At 37.4% G+C, this 20845-nt stretch carries 21 protein-coding genes; 12 read left to right on the top strand and 9 right to left on the bottom strand.

From position 1 onward, the window contains the following. Positions 1 to 21 precede the first annotated feature (21 nt). The 3 genes from CKV71_RS09850 (at position 22) to CKV71_RS09840 (ending at position 3395) form a co-directional block, all read left to right on the top strand. On the top strand, positions 22 to 1509 hold the full coding sequence (locus tag CKV71_RS09850) for a M17 family metallopeptidase (RefSeq protein ID WP_095106337.1): 1488 nt from the start codon (positions 22 to 24) through the stop codon (positions 1507 to 1509). A 167-nt stretch (positions 1510 to 1676) separates the two neighbouring features. Beyond that, a complete protein-coding gene (locus CKV71_RS09845) occupies positions 1677 to 2993 on the top strand; it encodes a Na+/H+ antiporter family protein (protein ID WP_095106335.1) in 1317 nt (438 codons plus the stop codon). A gap of 30 nt (positions 2994 to 3023) precedes the next feature. Beyond that, positions 3024 to 3395 carry a PaaI family thioesterase gene (locus CKV71_RS09840; RefSeq protein WP_095106334.1) on the top strand — a complete coding sequence of 124 codons (372 nt, stop codon included), beginning with the start codon at positions 3024 to 3026 and terminating at the stop codon, positions 3393 to 3395. 202 nt (positions 3396 to 3597) lie between these two features. Here CKV71_RS09840 and CKV71_RS09835 read toward each other — a convergent pair whose 3' ends face one another. From CKV71_RS09835 to kapB, 9 genes are all read right to left on the bottom strand, one after another. Next, a complete protein-coding gene (locus CKV71_RS09835) occupies positions 3598 to 4746 on the bottom strand; it encodes an NAD(P)-binding domain-containing protein (protein ID WP_095106333.1) in 1149 nt (382 codons plus the stop codon). Between the two features lie 138 nt (positions 4747 to 4884). Further along, positions 4885 to 5253 carry a Na+/H+ antiporter subunit G1 gene (locus CKV71_RS09830; protein ID WP_095106332.1) on the bottom strand — a complete coding sequence of 123 codons (369 nt, stop codon included), beginning with the start codon at positions 5251 to 5253 and terminating at the stop codon, positions 4885 to 4887. Beyond that, positions 5231 to 5527: a Na(+)/H(+) antiporter subunit F1 gene (locus CKV71_RS09825; protein ID WP_095106330.1), complete on the bottom strand. Its 297-nt coding sequence runs from the start codon at positions 5525 to 5527 to the stop codon at positions 5231 to 5233. Before CKV71_RS09825 ends, CKV71_RS09830 begins: the two co-directional genes overlap by 23 nt. Next, entirely contained in the window at positions 5527 to 6006 is a 480-nt protein-coding gene (locus CKV71_RS09820) for a Na+/H+ antiporter subunit E (protein ID WP_095106329.1), read from the bottom strand. Before CKV71_RS09820 ends, CKV71_RS09825 begins: the two co-directional genes overlap by 1 nt. A 1-nt stretch (position 6007) precedes the next feature. After that, positions 6008 to 7504, bottom strand: a complete 1497-nt coding sequence (locus CKV71_RS09815) for a Na+/H+ antiporter subunit D (RefSeq protein WP_095107303.1) — start codon at positions 7502 to 7504, stop codon at positions 6008 to 6010. Continuing rightward, positions 7497 to 7841 (bottom strand): Na+/H+ antiporter Mnh1 subunit C, encoded by a 345-nt coding sequence (gene mnhC1 / locus CKV71_RS09810; protein ID WP_095106328.1) that lies wholly within the window; start codon positions 7839 to 7841, stop codon positions 7497 to 7499. Before mnhC1 ends, CKV71_RS09815 begins: the two co-directional genes overlap by 8 nt. Then, the gene (locus CKV71_RS09805; protein ID WP_095106326.1) at positions 7841 to 8269 is read right to left on the bottom strand and encodes a Na(+)/H(+) antiporter subunit B; all 429 of its coding nucleotides are present in this window, start codon (positions 8267 to 8269) and stop codon (positions 7841 to 7843) included. Before CKV71_RS09805 ends, mnhC1 begins: the two co-directional genes overlap by 1 nt. Continuing rightward, positions 8250 to 10667: a Na+/H+ antiporter subunit A gene (locus CKV71_RS09800; RefSeq protein WP_095106325.1), complete on the bottom strand. Its 2418-nt coding sequence runs from the start codon at positions 10665 to 10667 to the stop codon at positions 8250 to 8252. The genes CKV71_RS09805 and CKV71_RS09800 overlap by 20 nt, the downstream gene beginning before the upstream one ends. 136 nt (positions 10668 to 10803) lie before the next feature. Further along, a complete protein-coding gene (kapB, locus tag CKV71_RS09795) occupies positions 10804 to 11187 on the bottom strand; it encodes a sporulation phosphorelay system protein KapB (protein WP_095106323.1) in 384 nt (127 codons plus the stop codon). Between the two features lie 71 nt (positions 11188 to 11258). On the opposite strand from kapB, the gene CKV71_RS09790 reads away from it, so the two are divergent. The 9 genes from CKV71_RS09790 to CKV71_RS09745 all read left to right on the top strand — a co-directional run bounded on the left by CKV71_RS09790 (position 11259) and on the right by CKV71_RS09745 (position 20806). Beyond that, positions 11259 to 11852, top strand: a complete 594-nt coding sequence (locus tag CKV71_RS09790; RefSeq protein WP_095106321.1) for a peptidylprolyl isomerase — start codon at positions 11259 to 11261, stop codon at positions 11850 to 11852. A 100-nt stretch (positions 11853 to 11952) separates the two neighbouring features. Further along, positions 11953 to 12219, top strand: a complete 267-nt coding sequence (locus CKV71_RS09785; RefSeq protein ID WP_095106319.1) for a DUF1871 family protein — start codon at positions 11953 to 11955, stop codon at positions 12217 to 12219. 27 nt (positions 12220 to 12246) lie between these two features. Continuing rightward, positions 12247 to 12774, top strand: a complete 528-nt coding sequence (locus CKV71_RS09780; RefSeq protein WP_095106317.1) for an NUDIX hydrolase — start codon at positions 12247 to 12249, stop codon at positions 12772 to 12774. A 152-nt stretch (positions 12775 to 12926) separates the two neighbouring features. Further along, positions 12927 to 13313 (top strand): S1 domain-containing post-transcriptional regulator Ygs, encoded by a 387-nt coding sequence (gene ygs, locus CKV71_RS09775; RefSeq protein ID WP_095106315.1) that lies wholly within the window; start codon positions 12927 to 12929, stop codon positions 13311 to 13313. A gap of 223 nt (positions 13314 to 13536) precedes the next feature. Further along, positions 13537 to 14661 (top strand): NADH-dependent flavin oxidoreductase, encoded by a 1125-nt coding sequence (locus CKV71_RS09770; protein WP_095106313.1) that lies wholly within the window; start codon positions 13537 to 13539, stop codon positions 14659 to 14661. A gap of 742 nt (positions 14662 to 15403) precedes the next feature. Continuing rightward, positions 15404 to 16948 (top strand): L-glutamate gamma-semialdehyde dehydrogenase, encoded by a 1545-nt coding sequence (pruA, locus tag CKV71_RS09760; protein ID WP_095106309.1) that lies wholly within the window; start codon positions 15404 to 15406, stop codon positions 16946 to 16948. A 180-nt stretch (positions 16949 to 17128) separates the two neighbouring features. Further along, complete coding sequence (locus CKV71_RS09755) at positions 17129 to 18319, top strand: ornithine--oxo-acid transaminase (protein WP_095106307.1); 1191 nt, start codon at positions 17129 to 17131, stop codon at positions 18317 to 18319. 109 nt (positions 18320 to 18428) lie between these two features. Then, the gene (locus CKV71_RS09750; RefSeq protein WP_095106304.1) at positions 18429 to 19673 is read left to right on the top strand and encodes a Glu/Leu/Phe/Val family dehydrogenase; all 1245 of its coding nucleotides are present in this window, start codon (positions 18429 to 18431) and stop codon (positions 19671 to 19673) included. A 170-nt stretch (positions 19674 to 19843) separates the two neighbouring features. Next, positions 19844 to 20806 carry an amidohydrolase family protein gene (locus tag CKV71_RS09745; protein ID WP_095106302.1) on the top strand — a complete coding sequence of 321 codons (963 nt, stop codon included), beginning with the start codon at positions 19844 to 19846 and terminating at the stop codon, positions 20804 to 20806. The last annotated feature ends 39 nt before the right edge of the window (positions 20807 to 20845 follow it).

Genomic DNA, 20845 nt, shown 5'->3' with positions numbered 1-20845 from the left:
TTTATAATGGAGGAGATATAAATGCCCATACAATTTACATTTGATGAGCACAATGAATTGGCAAGTGATATTCTCATTGTCGGATTGCCTGATCATTTGAATCAGTTGCAGACATTGAATTTTCAAGATAAGAATCTGACGGAAGCGTTAGATACATATAAGCAGAAACACATTATAAGCAGTGAGACAGGTAAAATCAGTTCTACAAGATTTAATGAATCAGGATTGGATATTCATCTGATTACTGTAGGTTTAGGTAATTTGAAAGAATTAACACGTATCAGCGCTATGAAAATCTTCGGCAGCTTGCTGCAGTCTTTAAAGAGAGACCATATTACTGATGCAGATGTATTATTCCAGTCATTCGCTTCAAAGGCTATCGAGAAAAAAGAAATGGCTGAATTATTTAGCTTGCAAGCTAAGAAGGCGCTTTATCATTTCAATAACTACAAAACAGATAAAAGAATACCGTATCATTTGAATTTGAAAATTCATGGAGCTGAAGCGGACGAAATTACAGCGCTTAAAGATGGAGAAGTTATTGGTGAAGGTATCAAGTTGGCAAGAGACTTCAGTAATATTCCGCCTAATATCTTAACACCTAAACATTATGCTGATTTGATTTGCGGTCATTTTGAAGAAACAGCTGTAGATGTGGAAGTGAAAGATGCTGAAACACTTCAAGCAGAAGGATTTGGTTTACTGCACGCAGTTGGTAAAGGTTCTGATTTTGGACCAAGACTCATTACTTTGACTTATAAAGGTACGGATAATGATGTGGCGCCGATCGCCTTAGTAGGTAAAGGCATTACTTATGACTCAGGCGGTTACTCTATTAAGTCGAAAACGGGTATGCAAGAGATGAAATTTGATATGTGCGGTTCTGCTAATGTATTAGGGATGATAGAAGCGGTCCACCGTCTCGCTTTACCAATCAATATTGTAGGCGTCATTGCTTCTGCTGAAAATATGATTAATGGAGAAGCTATGAAACCTGATGATGTCTTTACAGCTTTAAATGGAGAGACGGTTGAAGTTTTGAATACTGATGCAGAAGGGCGACTTGTATTAGGAGATGCAGTATTTCATGCAGCCCAGTATCAACCAAGCTTGATTTTAGACTTTGCGACTTTGACAGGAGCAGCAGTGGCAGCTTTAGGTGAAGATAAAGCTGCTGTGTTTAAGAATAATTCACAAGCGCCTTTAGAAGCCATCACTGAAATAGCTGGAGAAAATGGCGAATGGACATTTGAATTGCCGGTTACAAATACTGAAAAGCAACTGATTAAAAAAAGCGAAGTGGCTGATTTAGTCAACCATACGAATGGAATGGGCAAAGCATTATTTGCAGCAGCCTTTGTAATGCATTTCAGCGGCAGCATTCCACAATTACACTTTGATATTGCTGGTCCAGCTACCACGCACCAAAATAATTACAATGGCCCTAAAGGACCGACAGGATATTTAATTCAAACGATTGTAGAATGGTTAAGAAGAGAAGCTAAATAAGATAAATTCGGTGCTTAAATTGTACGCATTAATGTATAATTTAAGCGCCTTTTTAAAAGATTCATATTTTAAAAGAATCTAATTATGAATATTGACTTTTAGAATTACCACTGTTATCATACAAACATAATACTTTAGTTCGATAACGTAGTAAAGGAGAAACGGGAATGATAAATGCAGTTGTAATAGCAGTATTATTAATGATTATTTTATGTTTATGCAGACTGAACGTAGTATTAAGTCTGTTCATCAGTGGTTTAGTCGGCGGTGTAGTTGCAGGTATGCCGGTAGAAAAAGTAATTAAAGTTTTTACTGAAAATATTGTAGATGGTGCAGAAGTAGCGTTGAGTTATGCTTTGCTTGGAGGTTTTGCTGCACTTATTTCTTATAGCGGAATTACAGATTATTTAGTGGGCAAGGTTATTAACATGATTCATGCAGAAAATAATAGAGTTTCTCGTTCTACAATCAAAGTGATTTTAATTGTATCCTTGCTTCTATTAAGTATGAGCAGCCAAAACTTAATTCCTGTACATATTGCATTTATCCCGATTGTGATTCCTCCGTTGCTCAGTTTATTCAATGAATTAAATATAGACAGACGTCAAATTGGTTTAGTTATCGGTTTTGGATTATGTTTCCCGTACTTCTTGATGCCATTTGGATTTGGACAAATTTTCCATCAAATTATTCAAACCGGGTTTGCAAAAGCACATCACCCGATTGAATTTGATATGATTTGGAAAGCTTTATTAATACCTTCAATCGGCTATATCGTCGGATTGGCTCTAGGTTTATTTGTATACCGCAAACCACGTCAATATCGGGATGACGAAGAACAAACAAATCAAGCACCGAAAGAATTGAATAAGTATATTTTAATCGTGACGATTGTGGCAATATTACTTACATTTATTGTCCAATTGATTACTGAATCCATGATATTTGGTGCGCTTGCTGGGGTTATGGTTTTCTTTATTTCTCGAGCTTACAAATGGTTCGAGTTAGATAAACAATTTACAGAAGGTATTAAGATTATGGCTTATATCGGAGTTGTTATTTTAACAGCCAACGGGTTTGCAGGGGTGATGAATGCGACTGGAGATGTTAAGACCCTCGTAGCTAATATCGCTTCAATTACCGGAGACCACAAACTCATTGCGATTATACTAATGTATATCATCGGTTTAATCGTTACATTAGGTATTGGTTCATCCTTTGCGACAATTCCTATCATTGCAGCGTTATTCATTCCCTTAGGAGAACAATTAGGTATGAGTACAATGGCCTTGATTGCTTTAATAGGTACAGCAGCAGCGCTAGGAGATTCTGGATCACCTGCCAGCGACTCAACTTTAGGACCAACTGCCGGTTTAGATATAGACGGCCAGCATGATCATATTCGCGATACTTGTGTTCCGAACTTTTTATTCTACAATATCCCACTAATGATCTTCGGTACGATTGCAGCTATGATATTATAAAAGTAAATCTGAGATATGAGGTGTGCTGTAGTGACAAATTTACTGAAAACACTAGATATGGAAATTTTAGAAGTAAGAGAAGGCTATACAAAGGTGAAGATGCCTGTATCAGATAAAGTGAAGCAACCCTTTGGATACTTGCATGGCGGCGCTACAATGGCTTTAGGAGAAACGGCTTGTTCTGTCGGAGCTGCACATATGGTAGATACGGAAAAAATTATTCCAGTAGGGCTGGAAATGAATACCAACCATATTCGCTCTGCTACTGAAGGAAATGTTTTTGCTATTGCTCAATTGATTCATGGCGGCAGAACAACACAAGTCTGGAATATAAATATTGTAGATGATAATGAAAAGTTAATTAGTGTGATGCGTGGCACAATGATGTTGAAAACACGCTAAAAAAGTAAGGGTGAGACATTAAGTTGGTCTCGCCCTTGCTTTTTATTGCATTAAAGGTTTTTAAAGTAGTGGTAATTTCAAAATGTATAGGCGGATGTGTCGCGCCTCGACACTTTAGACCACTCATTACGACACATCTCTACATGATGAAACGTAGAAGGGGGGATTAAGACATTTAATGATGTCCTAATCCCCCAAATTTTTATGATACTTTCTCTGCTGCGCCATTAAAAGCTTTAGCAATACGGCTTGCTGATTCTCGGCCGCCCGCAAAGCTTCTTGCAAAAGGACCAAGCTCAATATCAGCTAATGCACCAGATACATAGACACCTGGCACCCATTCTAAGGTTTCTGTTAGAGAAGGGTGTTTTGTTTCTGTCAGAGGTGCATTAATATTTTCTACAAAATTCTTAATAACAGGCATTTGCATAATATTATTCTTAAAGCCGGTCGCAAGTAAAATATGGTCATATTGATATTCATCGTTTTCGGTAATGATTTTATGATTCTGTATAGCTTGAATTTCATTCACATGGATTTCTAAGTTGCCTTCTTGCATGTGTTTTTTCAAACGTAAATAGAGTTCTTTAGGCATTGAACCTTTATGACGCTCTTGCGCAATTACTTTTAAGCGTTCTTTAGATGACTCAATTTCTCTATAGCGCGTCATATTTTTAGGACCTAACCAGCCTGGATCTGCGTCAAAATCATAAACTTCTATCGATTTATTCATCCATAGATGTACTTTCGATGACTGAGATTCTTCAATGAGTTTTAAAGTCAGGTGAGCTGCGGTAATACCGCTTCCAACTACATGGGAAGATGTTTCGTATGGAATCTCGATATCTTCAAAAATATGATGGATGTCCGCATGTGCTTGATACATATCTGGTATATGAGGAATATTATTACTGCCGATAGCTAAAACCAATTTATCACTGAAAACAGGGTCATGAGTTTGCATCTCAACTTTCCATTTCCCATCTTCTTTATCAACATTAACAGCGAAATCTTTAATATGGCGTTGATTTAAATCAAATTCATGCAGCATTTTATGTGTATGATCCATAAACATATCACGTTGCGGTCGTTGATATTTACCATATGTTGCACCAGTATATTGATTAGTTTTTGCGAATTGCTTCAAATGAAATGGGTCGGGATGTACATGATGCACATGTGGTGAACGTAAAAATGGCATACCGATACGGCAAGAGAAATCATCAAATTGTTCACATAAGGAATCATGAGGATCTATAATTGTCAGTTTATCAGCAGGAAGACCTGCAGCACGTAATTTAATTGCTATGGTAACGGCGTGAATACCACCGCCAATAATTGTCCAAGACATAGCGTCACCTTCTCAAATCGTAATAGTTTCGATTTGTTTAATATACCATATAATTAATTACTGCTCAAGCAAACTTAATAGAAAAAAGCCTTGAGGAAGCCCAGTAAAAGGCTGACTCAAGACTTTAATTTAAATTATTTATTTACTAGCTGCTTTAGGTTTTTCTTCTTCAGGTTCATTAATTTCATCAAGCTTTGTAGCTTTAGTATAAGGTGTTTTTATTTTATAAGCTGCTCTGATAATTAAATGACTGGACAATGGACCAGTAATTAAAATAAATAAAATACCGATTAAGAGTTGTGGATTAGTAAAGTGATCTTTACCAATGAAATATAAGAACACACCTAATAGTAAACTCATTGAACCTAGCGTAGAAGCCTTGCCGGCAGCATGTGCACGTCCGTATACATCGCGTAATCTTAAAATACCGAGTGCAGAAAGGGCACTGATAAGCGCGCCAACCACTACAAAGAAAAGTGACAGACTAATCATTATTGTGTCGATCATGTTCAATCACCTTGCCTTCCTGCATGTATTTCGCGAAGACTGCTGTTCCTAAAAAGGCGATAATACCAATTAAAAGAATAGTTACTATCATATATTTTGTATCTAAGAAGATACTGAATAGCGCTACGATAGCCATTAATTGAATACCAATCGCATCTAAAGCTACAACCCGATCTGCCAAAGAAGGTCCGAGAATTACACGGACAAGCATTCCAAGTATTGAGAGTGCCACTACAATCAGTGCGATAACAATTACAATATTAAATGCAGACATTAGTATTCTCCCACCTCTCTAACAGCTTTTTCTAATGAAGATTTAATTCCTTCAATTTCTTCTTCTTTCGTACTGAAATCCAAACAGTGAATATAGATTTTGCGGTTATCATCACTTACCCCTAAGACGATAGTACCTGGAGTGAGGGTGATGAGTGTACATAACAAGACTACTTCCCATGGACGTTCCAAGTCTGTATCATAAACAAAAAAGGCTGGTTCGTTATCCATGTGCGGTTTGGTTACGATACGAATAACATCGATATTGGCTTTGACTAGTTCGATAAAGAAAATACAGCAAAGCTTCAATGCATAATAAAATGTAATGATATAAAAACGTCCTGGCAGGATTTTGCGCATCAAGAATACCAGTAATAATCCAAAAAGGTAACCGAGCACAAAATTGTTCAGAGTATAACTATCATTGACAAAGAGCCAAAATACAGCAAGTAACATATTAACTACGATTTGAACTGCCATATTATTTCACCCCCAGAACGCTGTCGATATAAGCTTTAGGATCATAGAATGTCACAGCAGCTTGTTTAAAGAAAGGATATAACCAATCTGCTGCAAAACTGAAGACCACGCAAAGTGCCACAGCTAGAATTGCGACACTCAATAAACCGCGGTAATGCAATTTATGATTGATTTTGTATCCTTTCGCTTCGCCGAAGAAACCTTTGATGAAAATACGCATCACTGAATAAAGGATTAATAAACTTGAAAGTAATACGATAATACCACTGATATAAAATCCTTTTTCAAAGGCTGCACGAACAATAAACATTTTTCCATAGAAGCCGCTGAACGGCGGGATACCAGCTAAATTCAAACAGGCAATGAAGAAAGTCCAGCCTAAGACTGGATAGCCTTTAATCAAGCCGCCGAATTCCCTGATGTCAGTAGTCTTAGTGATCTTCAACATGACACCGATTAAGAAGAATAAGGCTGCTTTAATCAACATATCATTAACTGTGTAATATAACGCGCCGATGATACCTTGTTCATTCATCATTGCTACACCTACTAAAATGATACCTACTGCAATCATAATATTGTAGATAATAATCTTTTTCGTGTCGTTATAACTAATAGCACCGATTGAACCGAAAATAATGGTCAACAGAGCCAGCATTAACACTGTATAGTGTGAGAATGAAAGTGTATTGACAAAGAATAAACTCAATGTTCTGGCAATTGCATAGACGCCGACTTTGGTAAGCAAGGCTCCGAAAAATGCGATAATCGCAAATGGAGGGGCATAATATGCTCCTGGCAACCATACATACATCGGAAAGGCACCTGCTTTAGTTGCGAATACAAATAAGAACAGTACAAACACGATACTGACAAGCCCGCTGTCTTTATCGGATAAATGCGCTAATTTACGGCTAATGTCTGCCATATTCAAAGTTCCGACTACAGAGTATAATATTCCGACAGCCATAACGAAGAATGCAGACGAAGCGACGTTCACTAGTAAATATTTGATACTTTCTTGTAATTGAATTTTCGTACCGCCAATTACTAGTAATGCATAAGATGAAATCAAGAAGACTTCAAAGAATACGAATAAGTTAAAGATATCTCCTGTGATAAAGGCACCGATGATACCTGTTTCCATAAACATGACAGCGAAATAATAGTAATACGTTTCGCGATGCAAACCAATAGATTGATAGGAAAACAAAATAATTAAAATCGTAACAATAATACTTGTGATCACCAGTGTTGCACTGAATAAATCTAGTACAAATACGATACTATAAGGCGCTTTCCAAGAACCTAATTCTAATTTTAAAGGTCCATGATGCCATACATTGATAAAGTTGACGATGGCTAACGCTAATGCAACGAGCGAACCTCCAAGCGCCACAAATCGCTTAATAAACGGGCGCTTACCGATGAAGACCAGAATAATCGCTGTTAACATTGGTGCAAGAAGCATAGCTGCGAGTAAGTTATTCTCAATCATCATCTTCAGGCACCCCTTTCATACGTTCTACGTTGTCAGTACCTAGTTCTTTATAACTTCTGAAAGCAAGTACCAGGAAGAATGCAGTTACTGCGAATGAGATTACAATCGCTGTTAAAATCAATGCTTGCGGAATAGGATCCACATAATTTTTCGTTCCTGGTTGAAAGATAGGCACTGCGCCGTCATTTAATCCGCCCATTGTGATAAGGAATAAGTTAGCTGCGTGCGTTTGTACTGCGGTACCGATAATGATACGAATCAAGCTTTTAGATAAAATGAGATAGACGCTGATTGATGTTAAGATACCGCAGACGATAATCATAATTATTTCCATTACTCATTCTCTCCAATCGCTAAGATTATAGTCATTACCGTACCGACAACTGCAAGCAGTACACCCAAATCGAAGAAGAGGGCAGTATGCACTTGCATCGGTTTAAGTAATGGAAGCGGAATTTCAAACACGTGATGTGTAAAGAAATTTTTTCCGTAGAACCAACTTGCGCAAGGTGTTAAAGCACAAAACGTCAAACCAATTGCAATTAATTTTTTAAAGTCCCAAGGGAAGATTTTCCGCATCGTTTTAACGTCGAAGGCTACTGAGAAAAGTACTAGTGAACTTGAAACTAGCAATCCTCCGATAAAGCCGCCTCCTGGTTGATAATGTCCATTTAAGAACAACGAAAAAGCGAAAACCATAATCAAGAAGAAAATGATGATAGTTGAGTATTGAAAGATGATATTATTTTTCTGTCTGTTCATTTTCTTCCACCCTTTCATAACCGTTTTTATGCTTAGAACGCAATTTGATAAGTGTATAAACACCTAATCCGGCAATACCTAATACTGATGATTCGAATAAAGTATCGGTACCACGGAAGTCAACTAAAATAACGTTTACCATATTGTTTCCGTGAGCTAAGCTGTGTACATTTGCTTTGTAGTAGGCAGCAATAGATTCAAAGTGCTGATTACCATAGGCAATTAAACCTAGCACTGTTACAGCAAGTCCAACACCAGCAGCAATAAGCGCATTACCGATTTTGAACGATCTAGATTCGTTATAACGGTTTAAGTTTGGTAAATGGTAGAAACATAATAAGAACAATGCTGTAGAAATCGTTTCTACCACAAATTGTGTTAATGCTAAGTCAGGAGCATTAAAGAAAATAAAGAATATCGCCATTGAGTATCCTACAGCACTCAACATGATAATACTGAACAATCTTGAACGTGCAAAGACAATCATTGTTGCTGAAGCCAGTATCATAATGACAATAATAATTTCAGTAGTACGTAATCGACTGACATGTTCAAAGTTCAAGCTGAACGGCATGCAAAGTAAAGTAATTAAAGTCAAGACAATTAAACTACCCAAAATGACAATTAACTTGTTACGAATAAAGCCGCTCATATAAGTACGTGTAATTTTCTTCGAGTAGAATGGCATATAGCGTCCAGAGCGATCGTATAAATAGTTCAGTTCTAAACGTTCTGGTATCGCTTCGATAACTTTGACCCACTTATGATACGCAAAGATTAGACCGATGCCTGCTGCGTAAATAAATAATGTAGCAAAGAACGCCGGTGTAAATCCATGGAATAAATGGAACTCAGCATGCGGAATGTACGCGTTGCTGATTGCACGGCTAGCCGGGTCTATAATTGATTGCGTTAAAATTGCTGGGAATAAACCGAATACCACAACTAAAACAGCAAGAAAAGCTGGCGCAATCCACATCATTACTGAAGGCTCATGCGGTTTATCTGGTAAGGATTCAGGTTTATAAGTACCCCAGAAAATTTGGCCGATGAAACGTACTGAATAAACGAATGTAAATAAACTGCCCACGATTGCTACAATAGGAATTAAGACACCTAAAGTATTTAAGCTGAATAGGTGGGAGTGTGTCACATTGATCATCGCCTCTAAGAAGCTTTCTTTTGATAAGAAGCCATTAAACGGCGGTACACCAGCCATACTTAAAGCTGTGATGACTGTGATAGTGAAAGAAATCGGCATTACAGTCATTAATCCGCCAAGTTTGCGAACATCTCTGGTGCCAGTTTCATGGTCAATGATTCCAGCAACCATAAAGAGTGCACATTTAAATGTTGCATGGTTGATCAAATGGAATACCGCTGCAATAAAAGCGGCTGCATAGAATTGGCTTTGTGCACCTTGGTAATGGTAACTGACTGCTCCAATTCCTAACATTGCCATGACCATGCCTAATTGTGAAACCGTCGAAAAGGCTAAGATTCCTTTCAAATCAAGTTGTTTTGTTGCATTGAGAGAGCCCCAGAATAATGTAATTAAACCGATTGCTGTGACTGTCCAAATCCAACCTTCTGATAGTGCAAAAATCGGTGTGAGACGTGCAACTAAGTATATTCCGGCTTTTACCATAGTCGCTGAATGCAAGTAAGCGCTGACAGGTGTCGGTGCCTCCATCGCATCTGGCAACCAGATGTAAAATGGGAATTGTGCAGATTTTATCATTGCACCAAAGAGTATTAAAATCATGGCCAAGATAAATGTTGGACTAGATTGAATCTCAGAGGCATGTGCAATGAGATGGCGAATACTTGTTGAATGTCCTGAAAGTGTCATTAAGATAAGGCCGCCGAGTAAAGATAAACCGCCAAATACTGTAATTAATAACGATTTTTGAGCGCCATACAAGGAAGCTTGTCTTGTGCGCCAAAAAGAAATAAGTAAGAAACTAGAAAAAGAAGTCATTTCCCAGAATAAATACAGCATAAAAACGTTATCAGATAAAACGACGCCTAACATTGCACCCATAAAGAGTAATAGATAACAGAAAAAATTCCCTAACTGTTCATTTTTACTCAAATAGCTGATTGAATAAAAGGTAACAAGCGATCCGATACCTGTAATCAATAAGCTGAAGAGTAGACTGAGTCCATCCACATACAAATTAAAATTCATACCGATTTGCGGCATCCATAACAATTGTGCAAATCGATGATTACCTGACATAGTTGTCGAAATATAACTTAGAAAATAAATAAATAAGACAACGGGGACAGGTAATGTAAACCATCCTATATGTATGCGTTTAACAAAACGATAAACAATAGGGATAATGAGTGCAAAGATGAACGGCAACAATACCGCTGCATGTAACCAACTCATTATTTGTCCTCCTTTGAATATAAGATATCCTCATTATACATCAATGTTAAGGCTCAAAAAACCTTGTTTTACGGTAACATGCTTACATTTACCGGAACTGTTAAATAGGAAGAAATGTATATTTTTAGAGAAAAAATTATTTGAAATTTTGTTTGTATTGAATACTGTAATCCTTTTTAAGTTCGTTTAAATTTTCTAATGATCGTTTGGCATGAGGTGTATCTGCTTCCTTCAATTTTTCTTCCAAATCTGTAATAGCTTTTTGCAAAGATTCTTCATATGGCATCTCTGCAACATTAAACTCACGTAATTGTGATTTCGGAGTGAAACGTTTTTCATAATGACTTAATGCGCGACGTTCATGGAAAAATACATCATCAACAGCGTTTGGATTATGTAAATCTCCTTGTTTCGGATGCTTGATAACTTGTTCTACTTTGACCAGCACTTCTCCGTTGTCTTTTTCTTCAACAATTGAAACGCCGTAACTTCCTGTTTTATGTGAAAAGCGATATAACATTTTAATACTTCCTTTCTGTGGTATATGTTACTATAAACGTATATCAATCTTAACATGAATGGAGATTTATTATGGCAAACTATCCTCAATTAAATAAAGAAGTGCAAGATAATGAAATCAAAGCAGTCATGCATACAAACAAAGGTGACATGACTTTTAAATTATTTCCTGATTTAGCTCCTAAAACAGTTGAAAATTTTGTGCAACATGCTAAAGACGGTTATTATGACGGAATTACTTTCCACCGTGTCATCAACGACTTTATGGTACAAGGCGGCGACCCGACAGCAACAGGTATGGGCGGCGAAAGTATCTATGGCGGACCATTTGAAGATGAATTTTCAATGGAAGCTTTCAACTTATATGGCGCATTATCAATGGCAAATGCAGGACCGAACACAAACGGTTCTCAGTTCTTTATTGTGCAAATGAAAGAAGTACCGGAAAATATGTTGAGTCAATTAGCTGATGGCGGATGGCCTGAACCGATTGTCGAAGCATACGGGGAAAAAGGCGGTACGCCATGGTTAGACCAAAAACATACTGTATTCGGTCAAATTATTGAGGGAGAAGCGACATTGGAAGATATCGCAAATACTAAAGTAGGACCACAAGATAAACCATTACATGATGTAGTCATTGAATCTATTGATATTGAAGACTAAACATCATTGAAGTTAAAATAATGCATGAAACAAGTAGAAATGTGTCATAAGCGCATTTCTACTTTCTATTTGTAAAAAAGGAAATAATGGAGGGTAATCCATGGCAGAGAAAGAAAAGAATGAAGTGAACATTGCGTTATATCAATTGCTTGCAGATTGGAATCCCATGCACTTTGAAGATAAAACAATGGGAGACGCCGAAGTATATGAAATGATGGATGCGGTTCACCAAATAGATGATGTAGATGAGTTGGCACAAAAATTCCAATCAATTTTCCAGTATTCTTTTGAAGAAAAGTTGCCCATAGCAGATTGTCTAAAGAAAGCGAATGAAGCTTTATCCTTGGAAGGTACATGTGGATTGTAAGCTACAAAGCATAGGGAGGATTTGAAAATGGCAGAAATGCTCGATTTGTATAATCAATACCGTCAACAGCTTAAAGGTCAAACAATAGAACGTGGTAACAAGCTAGATGAAGGTACTTTTCATTTAGTAGCACATATTTGTATTTTCAACCAACAAGGTGAAATGTTGATTCAACAACGGAAATTCAATAAGAAACTCTGGCCCGGGCTGTGGGACTTCAGTGCAGCCGGTGCGGTCATGCAAGGAGAAACCAGTAATGTTGCAGCTCAACGAGAAATCAAGGAGGAATTGGATTTGGATATCGACTTATCCAAAACACGTCCGCAAATTTCGATGACTTTCCCATTCGGCTTTGATGATATTTATTTGATACGCACGAATGTACAACTGAAGGATATTCATATTGAAGAAGATGAAGTAGAAGCGATACATTTTGCAAGCAGAGAAGAGATTGTCGAGCTGATAAAAACCGAAAAATTTATTAACTACAAACCCGGTTTAATTGATTTGATATTTGATTTTGTTGAAAGTGATAATGACGGGATGTATCAATGAAATAATATACTGATGCTACATGTTTATTTTCTTGTTATTAACTTACTTTTTTCAGAAAATAACCTTTTAAAATATCGTTTATGTTAGTGACTAGTTTTTATTTATGCTATGATAACTATGTTAGAAATAATACGAATTAAGGGGTTATTAAGTTGAATAATCACTATCAAATAGGTCAGCACGTGAAAGTTAAAGTGACTGGTATTCAACCTTATGGCGCATTTGTAGAAACCCCTGACAACACGGAAGGACTCATTCACATTTCAGAAATTATGAATGATTACGTACATAATTTGAATCGTTTCTTATCTGAAGGACAAATCGTCCGTGCTAAAATACTCTCAATTGATGAGGAAGGCAAACTTAATTTGTCGTTGAAAGACAATGACTATTTTAAAAATTATGAGCGTAAAAAAGAGAAAAAATCTGTATTGGATGAGATCAAAGAAACTGAAAAATACGGGTTTCAAACATTAGAAGAACGTTTACCGGTTTGGATTGCGCAGTCTAAGAAAATGATTAAAGAAAATAAATTGTAGCTGGGTTATTAATTAGCACAGCTGCAGTGCTTTTAATCAATGATAAAGCCAGGGAGCAGGACATCAATTTGTCCTAGCCCCCTGGTTTTTCGTTTTGCTGACAGCTTTCGCCGGGTAAAAGATAGAGGAAATAAATGAGCAGGTCAAGCAGTTTTTTTCAGTATCAAAGTATTCTGATGTAAAATATACGATTACAAAGAGATAACGAGGAGGATTTAGCAATATGGATAAAAAGTATGAGCCTTTATTTACTGAATATACATTGCCGAATGGCGTAGCAATCCGTAATAGATTTGTGCTCGCTCCGTTAACACATGTTTCTTCTAACGATGACGGCACTATCGCTGACGTCGAACTGCCTTATATGGAAAAACGTTCTAAAGATGTCGGCATCAGCATCACAGCGGCAAGTAATGTGACGGATTTAGGCAAGGCCTTTCCAGGTCAACCGTCCGTAGCACATGATTCTGATATCCCAGGATTAAAGAAATTAGCCGAAGTCATGAAGAAGAACGGCGCGAAAGCACTCGTGCAAATTCATCACGGCGGTGCACAATCACTGCCTAATTTAACGCCTGGCGGAGATGTCGCAGCACCAAGTCCCATTGATTTGAAAAGCTTTGGACAACAAGAAGAACATCATGCACGCGAAATTACACCTGATGAAATTAAAGAGACAATTAAAGCATTTGGTGAAGCAACACGCCGCGCAATTGAAGCGGGATTTGATGGCGTAGAAATTCATGGTGCGAACCATTATTTAATTCATCAATTTGTTTCTCCATACTATAATCGCAGAAACGATGAATGGAAAGACCCATTTAAATTCCCATTAGCAGTAATCGATTCTGTAGTTAACGCCGCAAAAGAACATGCCGATTCAGATTTCATTATCGGTTACCGCTTCTCTCCAGAAGAAGCTGAAGAACCAGGCATTAAAATGGAATTGACTAAAGAGTTGCTTGAACACTTAAGAGACCAACCTTTAGATTATCTGCACGCTTCTTTATTCGATATTCATTCAAAAACAAGAGAAGGACGTTACAAAGGTGAAGAACGCATTAAACTCTTGCACGAATGGATTGGAGGAAAAATGCCTTTAATCGGTATCGGCTCAATATTCACACCAGAAGATGCCTTATCAGCACTTGAAACAGGTGTAGAATTTATAGCCTTAGGCCGTGAATTATTATTAGATCCGCGCTTTATCGAAAAAATTAAAGACGGCAAAACAGATGAAATTATTTCATACTTTGATCCGACACGCGAAGATAAACATGAATTGCCGCCTAACTTGTGGAAACAATTCGATGAAGGATTTTACCCACTACCTAAAAAAGAAAAATAAATATGCGCGAGGAGCACACTAAGAGCGGGACATTTCAATGATGTCTCGCTTTTTTCTGTATAAATCGTTACTGCCAGTCTAGAAAAGGGGTGAATCTAGACATAAGATTTGTAGAAGTGTCTAGAAAAGGGGTGAATCTAGACACAAGATTTGTAGAAGTGTCTAAAAAGCGGGTGAATCTAGACACAAGTTTTGTAGAAGTGTCTAGAAAGCGGGTGAATCTAGACATAAGATTTGAAGAAGTGTCTAGAAAAGGGGTGAATCTAGACACAAGATTTAGAGTAGTGTCTAGAAAGTGGGTGAATCTAGACACAAGATTTGAAGAAGTGTCTAGAAAAGGGGTGAATCTAGACATAAGATTTAGAGTAGTGTCTAGAAAGCGGGTGAATCTAGACACAAGTTCAGCCATAGTGTCTAGAAAACCAGCGCCCGCTTCCCACTTCCAGCATCCCGCGTCCTCTACCCCTCAATTGCCCGCCGCCTCCCTGGAACAATCGAACATTCTAATTATGTAAACCACACGCTTACTTTTCCGCTTAAAATAAATTGAATTTCCACCAATATTGATGTAAAATTTCGTTAAATCTTTATATATTGCATAATATCAGGTAATTTGAAAACGTCGAATTAAAAATTTTCGCAATTTTGAAGATTTTCCTTTTACATCCATAAGAATTTATGTAATTATAGTGAATGTAAGGGCTTTCTTAACAATTTTTACACTAAACAAAGGGGGATTAAAATGATTCCATATCAACACGAACCATTTACAGATTTTTCTAAAGCAGAGAATAGAGAGGCTTATGAAAAAGCGCTCAAAAAGGTGGAAGATGACTTAGGCAGAGAATATCCACTTATTATTAATGGTGAACGTATTTTTACAGACGATAAGGTTCGTTCATTTAACCCATCAAACAGAGAAGAAACAATCGGTTATGTTTCTAAAGCAAACAAAGAGTTAGCTGCAAAAGCAGTTGAAGCAGCTAAGGAAGCATTTAAAACATGGCGTACGGTTGATCCAGCAGTCAGAGCTGACATTTTATTCAGAGCAGCTGCTATTACACGTCGCCGTAAACATGAATTCTCCGCATTATTGACTAAAGAAGGCGGAAAACCTTGGAAAGAAGCGGATGCAGATACTGCTGAAGCAATCGACTTTATGGAATATTATGGTCGTCAAATGTTGAAATTGAAAGATGGCAAACCTGTTAATTCTCGTCCAGGCGAATACAACCAATACGACTACTTACCAATAGGCGTGTCAGTGGTTATTTCTCCATGGAACTTTGCATATGCAATTATGGCAGGTACAACAGTTGCGCCAGTAGTGACAGGTAACACAGTATTATTGAAACCATCATCAAATACACCAGTTATTTCTTATAAATTTATGGAAGTTTTAGAAGAAGCAGGTCTTCCTAAAGGGGTAGTTAACTGGATTCCTGGTGACTCTAGCGATATCGGCGACTATTTAGTTGAAAACAAAGATGTCGGCTTAATTTCATTCACTGGTTCTAAAAATGTTGGTACAAGCATTATGCAAAAAGCTTCTAAAATTCAAGAAGGTCAAAACCACTTGAAACGTGTTATCGCTGAAATGGGTGGTAAAGATACTATCGTTGTAGACAGCGAAGCAGATTTAGATGTAGCAACTGATGCTATCGTGTATTCAGCATTCGGATTCTCTGGTCAAAAATGTTCAGCATGTTCACGTGTTATCGCTGTAGATGACATTTATGATGACCTAGTAGAACGTTTGAAAGCTGCAACTGAAAAATTAACAGTGGGCGACTCAGCTGAATACGATAACTTCATGGGTCCTGTTATCGATGAAAAAGCCTTAAATAAAATCAAAGACTACTTGAAAGTCGGAGAAAAAGAAGGACGCTTAGTAGTAGGCGGCAAAGTAGACGATGAAGTCGGAAACTTTGTATACCCAACTATTTTTGCAGACTTGAAATATGATAATCGCGTAATGCAAGAAGAAATCTTTGGTCCAGTTGTAGGTATTACTAAAGCTAAAGACTTCGATCAAGCTATTGAATACGCTAATGCGACTGAATATGGTTTGACAGGTGCTGTTATTTCTAATAACCGCTTCAAACTTGAACAAGCACGTCGCGACTTCATGGTCGGCAACCTTTACTTCAACCGTGGCTGCACAGGCGCAGTCGTAGGTTATCAACCATTCGGCGGCTTCAAAATGTCTGGTACAGACTCTAAAGCCGGCGGACCTGACTACCTTGTCTTACACTTGCAAGGTCGTACAGTATCAGAACATCTGTAAGTTAAACCAACTTAACATTGCTTAAATGAATATGGAATCACATTATAGTTTTATTCTGGTGTTCAGACGCTATAATGTGATTTTTTTCGAAAGTAAAATTAAAGCTTTGTAATAAATAAAGGGTTATTTGCATGTGATTAAAGAAAAATAAAGCAAAAGGGATTCTAAGGAGGAAAAATTATGACAAAATCTGAAGAAATTATCAAAAAGACAGAACATTACGGTGCACCGAACTATAAACCACTGCCAATTGTTATTTCAGAAGCTGACGGTATTTGGGTAACAGATCCTGAAGGTAATAAATATATGGATATGTTAGCTGCTTATTCAGCAGTTAACCAAGGTCACCGCCATCCAAAAATCATCGAAGCATTAAAAGAACAAGCAGATAAAGTCACTTTAGTTTCTCGTGCATTTAATAGTGATAATTTGGGAGATTGGTATGAAAAAGTCAGCGAATTGACTGGCAAAGAAAAAGTATTACCAATGAATACAGGCGCTGAAGCTGTTGAAACAGCAGTTAAAGCAGCACGTCGTTGGGCCTATGAGCACAAAGATATTGAGCCGGATAAAGCTGAAATTATCGCCTTCAACGGCAACTTCCACGGTCGCACAATGGCACCCGTATCATTATCTTCAGAAGCTGAATACCAACGTGGTTATGGTCCTTTATTAGAAGGTTTCTTAAAAGTAGATTTCGGTGATGTAGACCAACTGAAAGATGCAATTAATGAAAATACAGCAGCTATCTTAGTAGAACCGATCCAAGGTGAAGCAGGTATCAATGTACCACCTGAAGGCTATTTAAAAGAAATTCGCAAATTAGCAGATGAAAATAATATTTTGTTTATCGCTGATGAAATCCAATCAGGTTTAGGACGTTCAGGTAAAACATTCGCAACAGATTGGGATGGCGTAAAACCGGATGTTTATATTTTAGGTAAAGCTTTAGGCGGCGGTGTATTGCCGATTTCTGCAGTTGCAGCGGACAGTGAAGTATTAGATGTCTTCACGCCAGGATCTCACGGTTCTACATTCGGTGGTAATCCTTTAGCAGCAGCTGTTTCGATTGCTGCATTAGATGTTTTAGAAGATGAAAAATTGGCTGAACGTTCTCGTGAGCTTGGGGAATATTTCCAAAAAGAATTGAAAAAAATCGATAATCCAGTCATTAAAGAAGTACGAGGACGCGGCTTATTTATTGGTGTAGAATTAAACGAAGACGCAAGACCTTATGCTGAAGCATTGAAAGAAGAAGGCTTATTATGCAAAGAAACACATGATACAGTGATTCGATTTGCACCGCCATTAATCATTACTAAGGAAGAAATTGACGATGCACTAGAACGTATTAAGAAAGTTTTCAGCTAAGTTCAAAAAGTTGTAACAAAAGGAATGAAAACCCTTTAAAAAGGATAACCTTATGTTACAATACAAATGAAAGCGAAATCATTGTTAGGAAAAAGAGGCGAAAAGGATTATGACTGAGAATAATAATTTAGTGGCGTCTACACAACAAATTATTAAAGAAGCTTTGCATAAATTAGGCTTTGATGACGGCATGTATGATTTAGTTAAGGAACCATTAAGATTTTTAGAAGTACGTATCCCTGTAAGAATGGATGACGGTACTGTTAAAACTTTCACAGGATACCGTGCACAACATAATGACGCAGTAGGACCTACTAAAGGTGGCGTGCGTTTCCATCCGAATGTAAACGTTGACGAAGTGAAAGCATTGTCTATGTGGATGACTATGAAATGTGGTATTGTCGATTTACCTTACGGTGGCGGTAAAGGCGGTATCATCTGTGACCCACGTCAAATGAGTATTCATGAAGTTGAACGCTTATCACGTGGTTACGTACGTGCAATTTCACAAATTGTTGGACCTTCTAAAGATATTCCGGCACCAGACGTAATGACAAACTCCCAAATCATGGCATGGATGATGGATGAGTACAGTGCATTAGATAAATTCAATTCACCTGGATTTATTACTGGTAAACCAATCGTATTGGGTGGTTCACAAGGACGTGACCGTTCAACAGCATTGGGTGTTGTAATTGCTATTGAACAAGCAGCTAAACTACGCGATTTAGATTTGAATGGTGCTAAAATCGTAATTCAAGGTTTCGGTAATGCAGGTAGTTTCTTAGCGAAATTCTTATTCGATAAAGGCGCTAAAATCGTAGGTATCTCTGATGCATATGGTGCATTATCTGATCCAGAAGGTTTAGATATTGATTACCTATTAGACCGCAGAGACAGCTTCGGTACAGTAACAAACTTATTTGAAGAAACAATTTCAAATAAAGAACTGTTCGAATTAGATTGCGATATCTTAATTCCAGCAGCAATCGAAAACCAAATCACTAAAGAGAATGCGCCTAATATTAAAGCGGATATCTTAGTAGAAGCGGCAAACGGTCCAACTACATTAGAAGCAACACGTATCTTGCATGAACGTGGCATTCTATTAGTTCCTGACGTATTAGCAAGTGCCGGCGGTGTAACAGTATCTTACTTCGAATGGGTACAAAATAACCAAGGTTACTACTGGACAGAAGAAGAAGTTAACGAAAAAATGCGTGAAAAATTAGTCACTGCATTTAATGATATTTATGAATTAGCACAAAACCGTAAAATCGACATGCGCTTAGCTGCGTATATCGTAGGTATCAAACGCACAGCAGAAGCTGCACGTTACCGCGGTTGGGCTTAATTCTGAAAAGAAAGATTGGGAGAGCGGCTATACCAGAGAGACTGGTGTAGCCGTTTTTTTGCGTTCAAAAACTTAAAAAGTGTTGTTTTGAAACCAATAGGGTAGAGAGCCAATATTCATAAGTAAAGCGCAAGTATGCTCAATAAATTTTTGAAAAGGAGAATGATATCATGACTAAAGGTATTATTGATGTCCATCATCATATTATTCCGAATGTCTATAAATCTGCATTAGTAAAAAATGGTGTAGAAAAAGCAGGAGGTATGCCAATCAAAGATTGGACACCTGAAGATAGTATTGCTTTCATGAATCGTTTAGGAATCGAAATAGGCATCGGCTCAATTTCTGATCCGGGTTTAAATCCTTTGGATAAAGAAACGAGAAAGAAAACAGCTCGAGAAATTAATGAGTTTGAAGCACAGATGATTCAGGAATATCCAAATCGTTTTGGAGGGTTTGCGACATTACCTTTACCTGAAGTAGATAATGCTATTGAAGAGTTGAAATATGCACTAGATGACTTGAAATTAGATGGAGTGGGACTGCTTTCAAATTATAACGAACATTACTTGGGAGATCCGATTTTCGAAGATGTGATGAAAGAATTGAATGAGCGACACGCTGTAGTATTTATTCATCCGAGTGCAGCACAAGCAGACCAACAACGACCTTATTATTGTCAAATCGATTTCTTATTAGAATTTACTTTCAATACAACACGTGCAGCGGCAAATTTAGTGTTGAGTGGAACAATGGACCGCTTTCCTAATATTAAATTTATCTTGGGACATGCAGGAGGCACTCTTCCATACTTAAAATGGAGAATAGATCAATCTTATAATTGGATGGTTGAAAATCTTGATAATGCAGTTAAATTGAGTAAACGTCCTGCAGACTACATTAGCGATTTCTATTATGAAACAGCCTTATCTACTCAATCTGCTAGTTTTGAAGCATTGAAAGAAACAACGGACGAATCTCATTTATTATTCGGCAGTGATGCGCATTATGCACCAGAAAGCCAAGCTGAGAAAATGATAGAAATTATTGAAAGTTATAAGAATTTTAGTGAAAGTGACATTGCACAAATTGAACGAAAGAATGCTTTAGATTTATTCCCTAGATTTAAATAAATTTAAGCCGCTTCCCAATCACAGCAGTGATAAGAAGCG

The sequence above is a fragment of the Staphylococcus piscifermentans genome, assembly GCF_900186985.1.
Taxonomy (GTDB): Bacteria; Bacillota; Bacilli; order Staphylococcales; family Staphylococcaceae; genus Staphylococcus; species Staphylococcus piscifermentans.
This window is presented reverse-complemented; position numbering and strand designations above follow the sequence as displayed.